Annotated in this window: 13 protein-coding genes; 5 read left to right on the top strand and 8 right to left on the bottom strand. The window is 71.5% G+C overall.

All coding sequences use genetic code 11. The annotated features are described in order from the left end of the window. Window position 1: 1 nt before the first annotated feature. Genes AB0316_RS10395 through AB0316_RS10385 form a run of 3 tightly spaced genes read left to right on the top strand, consistent with a single transcriptional unit; the run spans window position 2 to window position 3,075 of the window. Window positions 2-1,309: a CBS domain-containing protein gene (locus AB0316_RS10395; protein ID WP_366272930.1), complete on the top strand. Its 1,308-nt coding sequence runs from the start codon at window positions 2-4 to the stop codon at window positions 1,307-1,309. Further along, window positions 1,306-1,875 (top strand): DUF1003 domain-containing protein, encoded by a 570-nt coding sequence (locus tag AB0316_RS10390; protein ID WP_366272928.1) that lies wholly within the window; start codon window positions 1,306-1,308, stop codon window positions 1,873-1,875. Before AB0316_RS10395 ends, AB0316_RS10390 begins: the two co-directional genes overlap by 4 nt. A gap of 57 nt (window positions 1,876-1,932) precedes the next feature. Beyond that, window positions 1,933-3,075: an Mrp/NBP35 family ATP-binding protein gene (locus AB0316_RS10385; RefSeq protein WP_366272926.1), complete on the top strand. Its 1,143-nt coding sequence runs from the start codon at window positions 1,933-1,935 to the stop codon at window positions 3,073-3,075. Between the two features lie 188 nt (window positions 3,076-3,263). Here AB0316_RS10385 and AB0316_RS10380 read toward each other — a convergent pair whose 3' ends face one another. From AB0316_RS10380 to AB0316_RS10350, 7 genes are all read right to left on the bottom strand, one after another. Continuing rightward, on the bottom strand, window positions 3,264-5,093 hold the full coding sequence (locus AB0316_RS10380) for an ABC transporter ATP-binding protein (RefSeq protein ID WP_366272924.1): 1,830 nt from the start codon (window positions 5,091-5,093) through the stop codon (window positions 3,264-3,266). After that, window positions 5,090-6,943, bottom strand: a complete 1,854-nt coding sequence (locus AB0316_RS10375; protein ID WP_366272922.1) for an ABC transporter ATP-binding protein — start codon at window positions 6,941-6,943, stop codon at window positions 5,090-5,092. Before AB0316_RS10375 ends, AB0316_RS10380 begins: the two co-directional genes overlap by 4 nt. Before the next feature lie 68 nt (window positions 6,944-7,011). Further along, window positions 7,012-7,368, bottom strand: coding sequence for a Sec-independent protein translocase protein TatB (tatB, locus tag AB0316_RS10370; RefSeq protein ID WP_366272920.1), 357 nt, complete (start codon window positions 7,366-7,368; stop codon window positions 7,012-7,014). A gap of 59 nt (window positions 7,369-7,427) precedes the next feature. Beyond that, window positions 7,428-8,897: a trypsin-like peptidase domain-containing protein gene (locus tag AB0316_RS10365; RefSeq protein ID WP_366272918.1), complete on the bottom strand. Its 1,470-nt coding sequence runs from the start codon at window positions 8,895-8,897 to the stop codon at window positions 7,428-7,430. Continuing rightward, entirely contained in the window at window positions 8,894-9,610 is a 717-nt protein-coding gene (locus tag AB0316_RS10360; protein ID WP_366272916.1) for a hypothetical protein, read from the bottom strand. The genes AB0316_RS10365 and AB0316_RS10360 overlap by 4 nt, the downstream gene beginning before the upstream one ends. Window positions 9,611-9,629: 19 nt before the next feature. Then, complete coding sequence (gene sigE / locus AB0316_RS10355) at window positions 9,630-10,277, bottom strand: RNA polymerase sigma factor SigE (protein WP_366272914.1); 648 nt, start codon at window positions 10,275-10,277, stop codon at window positions 9,630-9,632. Between the two features lie 137 nt (window positions 10,278-10,414). Continuing rightward, window positions 10,415-10,873: a hypothetical protein gene (locus tag AB0316_RS10350; RefSeq protein ID WP_366272912.1), complete on the bottom strand. Its 459-nt coding sequence runs from the start codon at window positions 10,871-10,873 to the stop codon at window positions 10,415-10,417. A 72-nt stretch (window positions 10,874-10,945) separates the two neighbouring features. On the opposite strand from AB0316_RS10350, the gene AB0316_RS10345 reads away from it, so the two are divergent. Then, complete coding sequence (locus AB0316_RS10345; RefSeq protein WP_366272910.1) at window positions 10,946-11,569, top strand: O-methyltransferase; 624 nt, start codon at window positions 10,946-10,948, stop codon at window positions 11,567-11,569. A gap of 120 nt (window positions 11,570-11,689) precedes the next feature. Here AB0316_RS10345 and AB0316_RS10340 read toward each other — a convergent pair whose 3' ends face one another. Beyond that, the gene (locus AB0316_RS10340) at window positions 11,690-11,863 is read right to left on the bottom strand and encodes a DUF3117 domain-containing protein (protein WP_076262632.1); all 174 of its coding nucleotides are present in this window, start codon (window positions 11,861-11,863) and stop codon (window positions 11,690-11,692) included. 151 nt (window positions 11,864-12,014) lie between these two features. Between AB0316_RS10340 and AB0316_RS10335 the strand changes: the two genes are divergently transcribed. After that, window positions 12,015-12,836 (top strand): enoyl-CoA hydratase-related protein, encoded by an 822-nt coding sequence (locus AB0316_RS10335; RefSeq protein WP_366272908.1) that lies wholly within the window; start codon window positions 12,015-12,017, stop codon window positions 12,834-12,836. Window positions 12,837-14,160 lie beyond the last annotated feature (1,324 nt).

Raw genomic sequence — 14,160 nt, 5'->3', positions numbered from 1 at the left:
CATGAGTGCGAGCACGCGTGTCTTCGTTGCCCGCCTGACCGGCCTCAGCGTCTTCGACCCACTGGGTGACCAGGTGGGGCGGGTGCGGGACGTCGTCGTGATGTTCTCGGCCAACCGTCCCCAGCCGCGCGTCATCGGCCTCGTCGTCGAGGTGCCCGGGCGTCGCCGCGTCTTCGTGCCGATGACTCGGGTGACCTCCATCGACGCGGGTGCCGTCATCACCACGGGACTGGTCAACATGCGCCGCTTCGAGCAGCGCACCAACGAGGTCCTCGTCGCAGCCGAGCTGTTCGACCGCACCGTGCGGGTCACGACGCCCGAGGCCATCGAGGCCGGGTTCACCACCGCACTCGTCGAGGACATCGCCATCGAGCAGGGGCCCCGGCGGGACTGGATCGGCACGCGGGTCTTCGTCCGGCAGAACACCGCCGGCGTCTCGTCGGCCTCGAAGGCCATGTCCCGGCTGACCCGTCGCCGGTCGGGCAAGACGCTGCTCGTCGACATCCGCGACGTGGTGGGCCTGCACGAGCAGCCGGGCGCGCAGAGCGCCGAGCGCCTCCTCGAGACCTACGACGACCTCAAGGTCGCCGACCTCGCCGAGGTGATCCACGACCTCAACCCCAAGCGCCGCGCCGAGGTGGCAGCGGCCCTCGACGACGAGCGCCTCGCCGACGTGCTCGAGGAGCTGCCCGAGGACGACCAGGTCGAGATCCTCGCGGGCCTGGCCAGCGAGCGCGCCGCCGACGTCCTCGAGGCGATGGAGCCCGACGACGCCGCCGACCTGCTCGCCGACCTGCCGCCCGAGCAGGCCGAGGAGCTGCTCCAGCTGATGGAGCCCGACGAGGCGGCGCCACTGCGGCGTCTGCTCGCCTACGACGAGAACACCGCCGGCGGCATCATGACGACCGAGCCGGTCATCCTCGGGCCGGAGGCCACGATCGCCGAGGCTCTCGCGACGGTGCGCCGAGAGGAGCTGGCCCCCGCGCTGGCGTCGATGGTCTACGTGTGCCGTCCGCCGCTGGAGGCACCGACGGGCCGCTACCTGGGCCTGGTGCACATCCAGCGGCTCCTGCGTGAGCCGCCGCACGCCGCGGTCGGCTCGATCATCGACAAGGAGATCGAGCCCCTGCCGGCGACGGCCTCGCTCGAGACCATCACCCGCACGCTGGCGACCTACAACCTCGTGTCCCTGCCGGTCGTGGACGACGACGGGCGGCTCATCGGCGCGGTCACCGTCGACGACGTCCTCGACCACATCCTCCCGGAGGACTGGCGCGAGGAGCGGCACGAGCTGGAGGTGAAGCCGTGAGCGAGCGCGCCGAGCGGCGGACGGTGTCGCGGCCCGCACCCGCGGACAAGCTGGACCAGCCCCGCGAGCAGCGGGCGCGGCTCCTTCCCCGCGTGACGTGGTCGCAGGAGTCCTTCGGCGTCGTCGCCGAGAAGTTCGCCCGGTTCATGGGAACGGCGCAGTTCCTCGCCTACATGACCGTCTTCATCATCGTGTGGATCGCCATCAACGTGATCGGCCTGTGGGGACTGCACTTCGACCCCTACCCCTTCATCCTCCTCAACCTCTTCTTCTCCACCCAGGCGTCGTATGCCGCGCCTCTGATCCTGCTCGCCCAGAACCGGCAGGCCGACCGCGACCGGGTGGCCATCGAGCAGGACCGCGCCCGCGACGAGCGCAACCTCGCCGACACCGAGTTCCTCACCCGTGAGGTGGCCTCGCTGCGCCTGGCCCTGCGAGAGCAGGCCACCCGTGACTTCGTGCGCTCCGAGCTGCGCAGCCTCCTCGAGGAGCTCGAGGACCGCGCCCTCATCCGCGGTCCGGAGGACCCGGCGGCCGACCAGGGCCTGCGCCGTTCGTCGGGGTGAGGCAACGCACCCCGACCGCGGTCAGGGGCCCCGGCCCGGCGGCATACGATGGAACACATGTCTGTCGCCGCACTACCCAGCCGTGATGCCCTGCTCACGGCACTGTCGAAGGTCAACGACCCCGAGATCCGCAAGCCGATCACCGAGCTCGGCATGGTCAAGTCGGTCGAGATCGACGACGCCGGCAAGGTCGACCTCGCGATCTTCCTGACGGTCTCCGGCTGTCCCATGAAGGACACGCTGACCCGCGACACGAGCAACGCCCTGCTGGCGATCGACGGCGTCACCTCGGTCGAGGTCGAGCTCGACGTCATGAGCGACGAGCAGCGCGCGGCGCTGCGCACGCAGCTGCGCGGCGGTGCTCCCGAGAAGGAGATCCCCTTCGCGAAGCCCAACAGCCTCACGCGGGTGTATGCCGTCGCGTCCGGCAAGGGCGGCGTCGGCAAGTCGTCGGTGACCGTCAACCTCGCGGCCGCGATGGCCGAGCAGGGCCTGCGAGTGGGCGTCGTCGACGCCGACGTCTACGGCTTCTCGGTGCCCCGGATGCTGGGGGTAGAGCAGCGGCCGACCCAGGTCGACGACATGATCCTGCCGCCGATCAGCCACGACGTGAAGGTCATCTCGATCGGCATGTTCGTGCCCGGCAACCAGCCGGTCGTCTGGCGCGGCCCGATGCTGCACCGGGCGCTGCAGCAGTTCCTCGGCGACGTCTTCTGGGGCGACCTCGACGTCCTGCTGCTCGACCTGCCGCCCGGCACCGGCGACATCGCGATCTCGGTGGCCCAGCTCATCCCGACCGCCGAGATCCTCGTCGTCACGACGCCCCAGCAGGCTGCGGCCGAGGTGGCCGAGCGGGCCGGCTCGATCGCGCTGCAGACGCACCAGCGCGTCGTCGGTGTCATCGAGAACATGAGCTGGCTCGAGCTGCCCGACGGCACCCGCCAGGAGATCTTCGGTTCGGGCGGCGGCCAGGCGGTCGCCGAGTCCCTCACCCGGAGCATCGGGGCCCCGGTCGAGCTGCTCGGCCAGATCCCCCTCGACACCCGGCTGCGCGAGGGCGGCGACTCCGGCACGCCCGTCGTGCTCGGTGAACCCGACTCAGCTGCGGGAGTGGCCCTGCGCGGCATCGCTCGTCGACTGGGCACTCGCGCCCGCGGCCTGGCCGGCCGCTCCCTCGGACTCACCCCCGCCGGCCGCTAGCCGCTCGGCGCTCTGCGCCCCGCTCCCCCAACCAACTCGAGAGCGCGTGTCGTCGCACGCCGTTGGGACGAGGCGCGCTCTCGACTGTGACGGGGCGTGCTCTCGACTGCCGTTGCCGCGCCCGCCAACTCGAGAGCGCGACCAGTCCCACGCGTACGTGAGCCCAAGCGCGCTCTCGAGTCGGGCCGTCAGGCCAGCGAGTCGACCCAGGCTCGGTGCAGGTCGGAGAACCGGCCTGAGCCTGCCGCGATGAGGTCGGCCGGTGCGCCGTCCTCCACGATGCGGCCGTGCTCCATGACGAGCACCCGGTCGGCGATCTCGACCGTAGAGAGCCGGTGGGCGATGACGATGGCAGTCCGGCCGGCAAGGATCGTCTGCAGGGCGCGCTGCACGAGGCGCTCCGACGGGATGTCGAGCGAGGAGGTCGCCTCGTCGAGGATCAGCACGGCGGGGTCCGCGAGGAAGGCCCGGGCGAAGGCGACGAGCTGGCGCTGGCCGGCGCTGAGCAGGCCGCCGCGGTTGGACACGTGCGTGGCGTAGCCCTCGGGCAGCGCGGAGATGAAGTCGTGCGCGCCGAGCTCCCGGGCTGCCGCCTCCACCTGCTCGTCGGTGGCCTCCGGACGACCGAAGCGGATGTTGTCGGCCACCGACCCGCTGAAGAGGTAGTTCTCCTGGGTCACCATGACGACGGCGCGGTGCAGGTCGTCCTCGGCCAGCCGCCGCAGGTCGACCCCGTCGAGGAGGACCTGTCCTGAGGTGGGGTCGTAGAAGCGGGTGGTGAGCTTGGCCAGCGTCGTCTTCCCCGCGCCGGTGGTGCCCACGAGGGCGACGGTCTGTCCGGCCGGGACGGTGAGCTCGAGGTGGGGCAGCACCGGCCAGCCGGGGACGTACTCGAACCGGACCCGGTCGAAGTGCACCTCACCCCGCGGGTCGATGAGCGGGACGGGGTCGGTCGGCTCCGGCACCCCCGGCACCTCCTCGAGCACGCCGGACAGCTTCTCGAGCGCGGCCGAGGCGGACTGGAAGGTGTTGTAGAACTGCGAGATCTCCTGCATCGGCTCGAAGAACTGGCGCAGGTAGAGCAGGAAGGCGGCCAGGACACCCACGGTCACGTCGCCCTGGTAGGCGAGGTAGCTGCCGTAGAGGAGCACGACGGCGATCGTGACGTTGCCGATGAGCTTGATGCCGGGCATGAACCACGCGACCAGCCGGAACGCGACGAGGTTCGCCTGGCGGTACTGGTCGTTGACGTCCTCGAAGATCGCCTGGTTGCGCGGCTCGCGCCGGAAGGCCTGGACGGCGCGGATGCCGTTCATCGACTCCACGAAGTGGACGATGACCAGGGCCACCTTCTCGCGAGTGGCGCGGTAGCTGCGCGCCGACGCCTTGCGGAACCAGTTGGTCAGCAGGGCCAGCGCGGGACCGCAGAGCAGCGCGACGAGGCCGAGCTTGACGTCGAGCACCAGCAGCAGCACCGACGTGCCGACCAGGGTCAGGGCGGCGGTGACGAGCCCGTCGAACCCGGTCTCGAGCATCTCGTAGATGGCGTCGACGTCGGAGGTCTGGCGGGAGATGACCCGCCCCGAGGTGTAGCGGTCGTGGAAGGCCGGGCTCAGTCGCTGGAAGTGCCGGAACACCCGGCGCCGGATCAGCAGCAGGATGTCCTGCCCGATCTGGCCGGACCGGACGAGGAAGAGGTTGCGCGCGACCGCCTGGGCGAGGGTCGCGAAGAGCACCAGACCGACGATGAGCAGGAGCGGCTGGAGGTCGCCGGACTGACGGATCGGCGGGATGCCGACGTCGATGCCCTCCTTGACGAGGTACGGGATGGACAGGCGCGCTGCGTTCTCGATGACGACGACGACCATGAGCCACCAGAGGGCGCGCCGCCACGGTCGCAGCACCTCCCCGAGCAGGCGCCGCGAGCGCGTGGCGAGGCCGGCCGACGTCTCGGCCGACAGCTCCCCCTCGATGTCGTCGGCGGCGACGCCGCGCCAGTCCTGGGCCTGCGCGCTCACGCGGACACCTCCGTGGAGATCGACGGGTCGGTGCCGCCGAGGCGGCCACCAGCCGGGTCTGGCAGGTCTGCCAAGGCGGCCGGGTCTGCCGGGTCTGCCGGGTCTGCCGCCAGCAGGTCGCGGTACGCGGGGACGGTGTCGAGCAGCTCACGGTGCGTGCCGACGTGCGTGACGGTGCCGTCCTGCAGCAGGGCCACCTTGTCCGCGAGCATGACGGTGGAGGCGCGGTGGGCCACGATGAGCCCGGTCGTGTCGGAGAGCACGTTGGACAGGGCCTGCTCCACGAGCTTCTCGGTGTGGACGTCGAGGGCCGAGAGGGTGTCGTCGAGGACGAGCACCGCCGGCCGGGACAGTACCGCTCGCGCCAGGGCGAGGCGCTGGCGCTGGCCGCCGGAGAGCGACATGCCCTGCTCGCCGATGCGCGTGTCGAGCCCCCACGGCAGCTCGTGTACGAAGCCTGCCTGGGCGATCTCGAGGGCAGCCAGGACCTCCTCCTCCGGCGCCTCGGAACGGCCCAGCGTGACGTTCTCGCGGGCGCTCATGGAGAAGAGGGTCGGCTCCTCGAAGGCCGTGGCCACCAGGCGGCGTAGCTCGTCCAGCTGCAGGTCTCGCACGTCGACGCCGTCGATCGTGATGCGTCCTCCGGTGACGTCGAAGAGGCGTGGCACCAGGGCTGTCAGGGCGGTCTTGCCCGTGCCGGTGGCGCCGACGAGCGCAAGCGTCTCCCCGGGGGCGACGTCGAGGTTGACGTCGTGGAGCACCAGCTGGTCCGGCGCGTCGGGAAAGGCGAAGTCGACGTGCTCGAAGCGCAGGTGGCCCCGCGCCGAGGCGACCTGCGGCCGGTGCGCTCCCGACACGATGTCGGGCTCGGTGTCGAAGATCTCGAGCACGCGGGCAGCGGCCGTCATGGCCTCCTGCGCCATGGCGAGGATGACGCCGAGCGAGGACACCGGCCACACGAGCGAGAGCATCAGGGTGATGAAGGCGACGAGCTCGCCGGGCGTGAGGCTGCCGCGGCCGACGCCGATGGCCCCGAGCAGCAGCACCACGACGACGGCGAGGTTGGGGATGACCTCGAGGAAGGTCCAGAACTTCGCGGAGAGCCGGACCTTGTCCATGCTCGTGGCCTGCAGCTCGAGCGCGGCCTCGTCGTAGCGGCGGGCGACGTGGTCACTGCGGCCGAAGGACTTGATGACGCGGATGCCGACGGCGCCCTCCTCGGCCTGCGTCGCGAGGTCACCCTGCTGGTCCTGGACGCGCCGGGAGATGACGACGTAGGCCTTCTCGAAGCGCATGGAAAGCCAGACGATCGGCACGGACACGGCCGCGACGACCAGGCCGAGCGGCCAGTACATCGTCAGGAGCACGATCGTGACGACGACGACCTGCAGCACGTTGACGACGAGGAAGACCAGTCCGAACCCGCTGAAGCGGCGGATCGCGGACAGGTCGGTGGTCGCGCGGGACAGCAGCTGGCCCGACTGCCAGCGGGTGTGGAAGCTCATCGGCAGGCTCTGCAGCCGGGCGTAGAGGTCGCGTCTCAGGTCGGTCTCGAGGCCGAGGACGGCGTTGGACTGGACCCAACGGCGCACGAAGATCAGCACCGCCTCGAGCACCCCGAGCACGAGCGCCAGCAGGCCGAGCGGCAGCACCGGGCCGAGCTCGTGGCGGGTGATCGGACCGTCGATGATCGCCCGGGTCACGAGCGGGATGGCGATCGAGAGGCCGACCCCGGCGATGGACGCGGCGAACATGGCCACGAGTGCCCCGCGATGGGGTCGGAGGTAGCCGCGGAGGCGCCACAACGATCGGACGGAGGCGGGCGGCTGGGTGCTGGGTTCGTCTGGCATCAGAAGCCGACGATAAACCCCAGGTCCGACACAGATGCCTCTGGGTCAGATGTTTGTCTCCGGGTGGTCTATGTCGCCTCTGAGTCCCAGGGCGTCGGCAGCGCCGGGTCGTGCCCGCGGGGCGCGCTCACCGGCTTGTCCGCGGCAGGTGAGGGGACGTAGTCGTCGTCCGGTGGCGAGGACAGAGCGTCACGCACGATCTTGCGCGGGTCGTACTGCCGCGGGTCGTAGGCGCGCCAGTCGACGTCGGAGAACTCCGGCCCCATCTCGTCCTTGAGCTGCTGCTTGGCCCGGTCCGCCATGGCGCGGGCCTGGCGGACGAATCGGCCGAACTTCGCGGCGTACTCGGGCAGGCGCTCGGGCCCCAGCACGACGATGGCGAGCACACCGAGCAGGAGCAGCTCCCACCCGTTGATGTCGAACACAGTCCCTCGCTTCTCCCGCGCGTACCAGCGGCGCCAATCCTACGGCTGCCGCCCGAGAGCTACTTGGGCGGATCGGCCTCGAGGGTCATCCGCAGCTCGAGCTCGGTGTCGCCGCGCTTGACCCTGAGCGTCACGGTGTCGCCGACCGCCTTGGCCCGGATGGACACGATGAGCTGGTCGGGCGTGCGCACCCGTTTGCCTTCGAAGCCGATGACGACGTCACCCGGCTTGACGCCGGCCTTGGCGGCCGGTCCACCCGCGGTGACGGCATCGGGCCGGTCCGACACCTGCGCCCCGTCACCGGAGTACGTCCGGTCGAGCTGCACCCCGATGACCGGGTGGGTGGCCTTGCCGGTCGCGATGAGCTGGTCTGCGGTTCGCCGCGCCTGGTCGCTCGGGATGGCGAAGCCGAGGCCGATGCTGCCGCCGGTCGAGCCACCCGTGCCCGGCACCCGGGCGATGGCGCTGTTGACGCCGATGACCTGGCCCGACATGTCGAGCAGCGGACCGCCGGAGTTGCCGGGGTTGATGGCGGCGTCGGTCTGGATCGCGTTGATGAACGAGGACTCCCCGGGATCGCCTGGTGTCACCGGCCGGTTGAGGGCGCTGACGATACCCGTCGTGACCGTCTGGTCGAGCCCGAGCGGGGCACCGACCGCGATGACCTGGTCGCCCACGACGACCTTGTCCGAGGGGCCGAGACGCAATGGCGTCAGGTCGGTCCGCTTGATTCGAAGCACCGCGAGGTCGTAGCTGGCGTCCCGTCCCACGATCGACGCCGTCTCGGTGTCGCCGTTGCTGAGCACGACCTGGATGTCGCCGCTGGCGCCCGCCTCCACCACGTGGTTGTTGGTGAGGATGTGGCCCTTGCCGTCGAGGACGAAGCCGGACCCCGTGGCGGAGCCCTCGCTGCCGCCGCTGACCTTGATCGTGACGACGCTCGGGAGCGCCACCGCCGCGATGTTGGCCACCGAGCCGGCCGGCCGTTGGGTGGCACCGGGTCCGGGCTCGGGCAGCGTGGACCCGGCGAGGTGGATCCGGTCCTCGGTGACCTGGCCGACGACCCCTCCGACGACTCCAGAGAGCAGGCACAGCCCCACGACGGCGGCGACGAGCCGCCCCCTGCCCCGACGGGGACCAGCGCCGGAGCGCTCCTCGGTCAGAAGCGTCCCGGGAGGCGGCGAGCCGCCTTCGCCGACGGTCGAGCCGCCCGTCAGGGGTGCGTCAGCGCGAGCAGGCACGCCGGCACCTCCGGACGGGGGCGCGCCGAAGACGTCGAACCACGCGTCCTCGGGCCGCGTCCGCTGGTCCGCGGTCGGGCCGGGCACCGGCCCTGCACCGCCGGCAGCACCGTATGCGGCCCCGGTCGGCGCCGCATACGGCGAGGACGAGGGCGGCGGAGGGATGGACCGCGTATCGTGCAGGTCGATGATGCCGGTCTGCTCGCCCGCCCGTGCGGGCTCCGGGGGACCGGCCGGTGCGGGCCCCGCACCGGGGGCGGGCTCCGGCGCCTTGGACTCGTCACTCATGGGGTCGATTGTGCCGAACGGACCGTGGTGATCCGCACCGAGTCCACCACCCCGGACACGAGACCAGGCGCCAGTCGCCGTCCCGGGCTGCCCGGCTCGGCGGCCGAACGCGTCGACACCAGCCAGTACGGCACGGCCCCGGAGCCGAGCTCGCTCCGTCGGGAGTCGCCCGTGGGCGGCGCGACCCGGTCGGCGGGCAGCACCGAGCCGCCGAAGCTGACGGCACTCGCCGGGCTGCCGCCGAAGTTGGCGACAGGTCCGCGCACGGAGGGCAGCCGACCGGCCGGCGACGGGGACACCGCCAGGCCCCAGGCCGCTGCGACGGAGGCGCCGGCCGCGATGGAGGCCACGACCGCCGCCCGCATCGGTGAGCGGTGCAGGGCCGGAGCCGTCGGCGGCACTGTGGGCACGGGCTCGTGGAACGGGACGGACGGCATACGTGATCGGTCGGGGACGGGGGGTACGCGATGGCCGCCGTGGTCGCTCGCGCCACCGTCGCCCGGGGCCGCGGCCGCCAAGCCCATCAGGGACGTGCGCAGGCTCATCGGCACGCCGGTGTCGGCGCGCAGCGCGGCCACGATGCGACGCTCCTGGTCAGCTGCGACCCGACACACGTGGCAGCACACGAGGTGCTTGTCGTAGAGGTGCAGCATCGCCGGGGGCAGCGCCCGGTCGACGTAGGCGCGGACGTGTCCCTTCAGATGCGGCGTCACGACATCACCTCGGGTCTTCTCATCGCTGGCTGGCGGCGACCCGACGCCCGGGCAGGCGCAGGCCGGCGCGGGCGGGACGCGACTCGGGCTTGGCAGGACGCGCTGCGGCAGCGACCTCGGGCGCCCGGTGGGCCAGGGCCTCACGCAGCTGGGCACGCCCGCGGTGGATGCGGGAGCGCACGGTGCCGAGCTTGACGCCGAGCGTGGCGCTGATCTCCTCGTAGCTGAGGCCCTCGATGTCGCAGAGGACCACGGCGGCGCGGAACTCGGGCGCCAGGGCGTCGAGCGCCCGCTGCACGTCGTCGTCGAAGCGCGCGTCGTGGTAGCTCTGCTCGGGGCCCTTCTCGGAGCTGGGCAGCCGGCCGGCCGCGTCGTCGGGGAGGGCGTCGAAGCGGATCCGCTGCTTGCGTCGCATCTTGTCGAGGAAGACGTTGGTGGTGATGCGGTGCAGCCAACCCTCGAAGGTGCCGGGCTGGTAGGAGTTGAGGGAGCGGAAGACGCGCACGAAGACGTCGTGGGTGAGGTCCTCGGCGTCGTGCGGGTTGCCCGTGAGGCGGTAGGCGAGGCGGTAGACCCGAGCCGAGTGCTGCTCGACGATCTCCTCCCAGGTGGGAGGTGTCCATGCCGCGTCGGCCTGCTCCACCGGGGTGGGAGAGGTGGACGTCACGCTGGTGCTCACTGGGGGCTGGGCCTTTCAGGCGAAGGATTCACTGTCGACAACGCTGTCGCATCTGGATTCGTTCCCCTCAGGCTCCCGGATGGCACTGTCCGTGGTGTGGCGGGAACCTGTGGGGAGGCTGTGCATCAGTGTGCCTGGGGGCTCCCGTCGTCCGGCGTCGCCTCGTGGTGGCGGCGCCCGTGGGTGCGGCGCTCCTCCTTCATCTCGGCCTCGAACAGGTGCCGTCGGCCCTGGGCGAGCTCGCCGCGCGCATCGGACTCCATGCTCTTGAACACCGAGTAGTACGAGTCGTCGTAGTCCTCGACGATCTGGAAGGTCCACCGGCCCTCGATGACGTTGCGCCCGACGAGCTCGGTCTGGAGCCGGTCGGCGAGCTCGTCGTGACCGGCCTCGCGGAAGAGGACGACGGCCTCGCCGAGGGCCAGGTCGGCCATGCCGGTGAGGCGGTGGAAGCCGTAGAGGTAGCCGCGCGCGTGCTCCACCACCTCGAGGGCCTCCGAGAGCTTGCCCAGGGCCTCGACAGTGGCGTCGTCGACACCCTCGGGACGTCGGTGGTCAGGGGTGGGCCCGTCCTGTTCGCTCATGACGTGATCCTTACCCGCTCCGCGCGAGCGGCGTGCCGAATCGTGCCGGACCACCACAGTAGGGTTGCGGGCATGAGCACGCAGAAGGTCGCCGCCTGGTCGCACGCCGAGGAGTTCGTCACCCCGGGCGAGCACGTGGAGGAGGCCGGCCGCCGTGGTGTGGAGCTCGGTGCGCCGCCGGTCGGCAACGGGATCGGGGCCGTGCTGCAGACGCTGGCGGCCGCGACCGGCGCCAAGGCCGTCATGGAGATCGGCACCGGTGCCGGGGCCTCCGGGCTCTGGCTGCTCGGCGGCATGCCGGCCGACGGCATCCTCACGACCATCGACCTCGAGACCGAGCACCAGCGCGCCGCCCGCGAGGCCTTCGCGGCCGCCGGGGTCGCGCACCAGCGCACCCGCGTCATCGCCGGCCGAGCGCTCGAGGTGCTCCCCCGGATGACCGACGGCGCCTACGACCTCGTCGTGGTCGACGCCGACAAGCAGGAGTATCCCGACTACCTCGCGCAGGCCACGCGCCTGCTGCGCCGCGGCGGCACCCTCGTGATGACGTGGAGCGACAAGGAGTCCGACCCCGCGAGCCGCGACCCTGAGACGCGAACGCTGCGCGAGGTCGGGCGCACCATCCGTGACCAGGGCCGGTTCATCGTCTCGCTGCTGCCCGTCGGCGAGGGCCTGCTCGTCGCCGTCAAGCGCTGAGAGGACGTATGCCGTGTCGCCCGCGTGACGTCATACGCTCGCCCGTCGACGTGGGCGGCCTTGCACGCGAACGGCCCCCGACCACGTGGTCGGGGGCCGTCGGCCGGTCAGGCGGAAGGGTCAGCTGACGCCGTCGCAACCCTGGATCGCGTCGCGCAGTGCTGCGGCCTCGTCCGGAGTCATCTCCACGACGAGCCGGCCACCGCCCTCGAGAGGCATGCGCAGCACGATGCCACGGCCCTCCTTGACGACCTCGAGCGGGCCATCGCCGGTCCTCGGCTTCATTGCTGCCATGGTTCCCCTTCCCTAGGAATCCTGGGTCTTTGGCTTCATTATTCCGTGTCTGGTTTGCGAGACCTAATTGGGATGTGACCGAGCACACGCCGGGCGCGTCCTGAGCCTGCTCCGCTTCCACCACGGGGCCGTTTGGGACAGAGTGGCGCCCATGACGCAGACGCCCGACTCCCCTGACTCCACGGCCACCGCTCCCCTGCTCGTCGAGGTCGTCGACGGCGTCGCCTGGCTGCGGCTCAACCGGCCGGAGGCGATGAACAGCCTCGACAACGCGCTCAAGGACGCCCTCGTGGCCGCGCTGCGTCAGGTCGCCGAGGACCCGGCCGTGCGGTGCGTCGTGCTGACCGGGACCGGACGGGCGTTCTGCGTCGGCCAGGACCTCAAGGAGCACGTCCGCAACCTCGACGACCCGAGCTCCACCCTGGCGACGACGGTGACCGACCACTACAACCCGATCGTCCTTGCGCTCTCCACGATGAACAAGCCGGTCGTCGCGGCTCTCAACGGCGTGGCTGCCGGTGCGGGGATGAGCTTCGCGCTGGCCTGCGACTTCCGTCTGGCCGCCGAGCAGGCCGGGCTCAACACGTCCTTCGCCGGGATCGCCCTCTCGTGCGACTCGGGCGCGTCGTGGTCGCTGCCGCGTCTCGTCGGGCCGGCGCGCGCGAAGGAGCTGCTGATGATGCCGCGGACCGTGTCGGCCCAGGAGGCGCTGGCCCTGGGACTGGTGACGAAGGTCGTGCCGGCCGACGAGCTCGAGGGCGCCGTGACCGAGCTGGCCCGCACCCTCGCCGACGGCCCCACCCTGGCCTACGGCTCGATCCGGCGGGCGGTGGCCTACTCCGCGAGCGCCGACCTGGCCGACGCCCTCGCCAACGAGGCGGAGCTGATGGCGCTGACCGGCGCCAGCAGCGACCACCGGGCCGCCGTGGACGCGTTCCTGGCCAAGGAGAAGCCCACCTACACCGGCTCCTGACGCAGCACTCCGACGCTGTCATCCGCACAGCCCGAGAGCCCCGCGGATGGGGCGGCGGTTGATGCTGCTTCCGCTGGCGTCATAGCCCCACCGGACGCAGCATCATGGCGCGCATCCGGCGGCGATGTGGGGAGGGCCGGTCCCGGGTGACCCCTTGTCCACAGGCCGGTCCGGCTCAACCGGTGGATCCACAGCCCGCGGAACAGATGGCGTAGCAGGTCGAGGGTCGCGGCAGGCTCTCTCCATGCATCTCTCGCTCGCCGCCACGGCACAGGCCAGCAGGCAGGAAGGGGTCCTGTCCCGGAGTCAGCTGCTCGAAGCGGGGGTGACGCCCGACGCCCTGCGTTGGCGGATCGGACGCGACTGGCGCATGGTGCTGCCCGGTGTCTACGCGCTGCAGACCGGAGTTCCGTCACAGCAGCAACGGCTCGTGGCGGCCCAGCTCCTGGCTGGTTCGGACTCCTGGTTGGCCAGCACCACGGCCGCAGCGCTGTACGGCCTGAGGTCCTGTCCGCTGTCACCTCCGATCCGGCTGCTCGTGCCGAGGCCCCGCCGGTCGCGACGCGTCGCCTGGGTCGACATTCGCGCCACTTCGCTGGCCGGTGAGGTCGTCGTCGAGCGAGGTCCCTTGCGACTCGGGTGCCTCCCGAGGGCGGTGATCGACGCGGCATCCAACGCGCCGGACGAGCAGGGAGCCCGGGGCATCGTGCTCGAGGCCGTGCAGCGACGCATGGTGAGGCTGGACGATCTGGAGCACTGGGTCGACGCCCGCGGACGGCCGGGCTCCCAGAGGCTGAGACGCCTGCTCGACGAGGCGGCGTCAGGCGCGTGGTCCGTTCCGGAGTCGGACCTGCTCGCGCTCATCCGGACCTCCCCCACCCTGCCCGAGCCCATGGCCAATCCGGTTCTCACCGGCCCTTCGGGGGCGCAGCTGACGTCGCCCGACGTGTGGTTCGACGACGTCGGCATGGCCGTGCTGGTGCAGTCCCGGCAGTTCCATGCCGACGGGCTCGACTGGGACGCGACCGTGGCCGCCGGATCGGACCTCTCAACGGCCCGGGTCGTGGTGCTCGGCGTGACCCCCGAAGCGCTGAGGCGTGATCCGGCGAGGCAGCTGCGGCGAGTCGAGCAGGCGCACGCTGCGGCCCGCCGCTCTGGGACGCGCGCTCCTGTGATCGCCTCGCCACGGACCCCGGTGCTTTCGGCGGCGTCCGCGCGGCCATTTGAGCCCTCCTTCGCACCGTGCGGTGCCGCATGGTGCTGCGCCAGCTGGCGTCCTGGGGCCAGCGGACGCAGCACCATCTGCAACAGAACGCTGTCCGAT

This window comes from Terrabacter sp. NPDC080008 (assembly GCF_040702505.1).
Taxonomy (GTDB): Bacteria; Actinomycetota; Actinomycetes; order Actinomycetales; family Dermatophilaceae; genus Terrabacter.
This window is presented reverse-complemented; position numbering and strand designations above follow the sequence as displayed.

Coding starts and splice junctions, on each gene's coding strand:
- AB0316_RS10395 (WP_366272930.1), top strand. CDS start 2: ATGAGTGCGAGCACGCGTGTCTTCGTTGCCCGCCTGACCGGCCTCAGC.
- AB0316_RS10385 (WP_366272926.1), top strand. CDS start 1,933: ATGTCTGTCGCCGCACTACCCAGCCGTGATGCCCTGCTCACGGCACTG.
- AB0316_RS10375 (WP_366272922.1), bottom strand. CDS start 6,943: ATGCCAGACGAACCCAGCACCCAGCCGCCCGCCTCCGTCCGATCGTTG.
- AB0316_RS10365 (WP_366272918.1), bottom strand. CDS start 8,897: ATGAGTGACGAGTCCAAGGCGCCGGAGCCCGCCCCCGGTGCGGGGCCC.
- AB0316_RS10350 (WP_366272912.1), bottom strand. CDS start 10,873: ATGAGCGAACAGGACGGGCCCACCCCTGACCACCGACGTCCCGAGGGT.
- AB0316_RS10345 (WP_366272910.1), top strand. CDS start 10,946: ATGAGCACGCAGAAGGTCGCCGCCTGGTCGCACGCCGAGGAGTTCGTC.
- AB0316_RS10340 (WP_076262632.1), bottom strand. CDS start 11,863: ATGGCAGCAATGAAGCCGAGGACCGGCGATGGCCCGCTCGAGGTCGTC.
- AB0316_RS10335 (WP_366272908.1), top strand. CDS start 12,015: ATGACGCAGACGCCCGACTCCCCTGACTCCACGGCCACCGCTCCCCTG.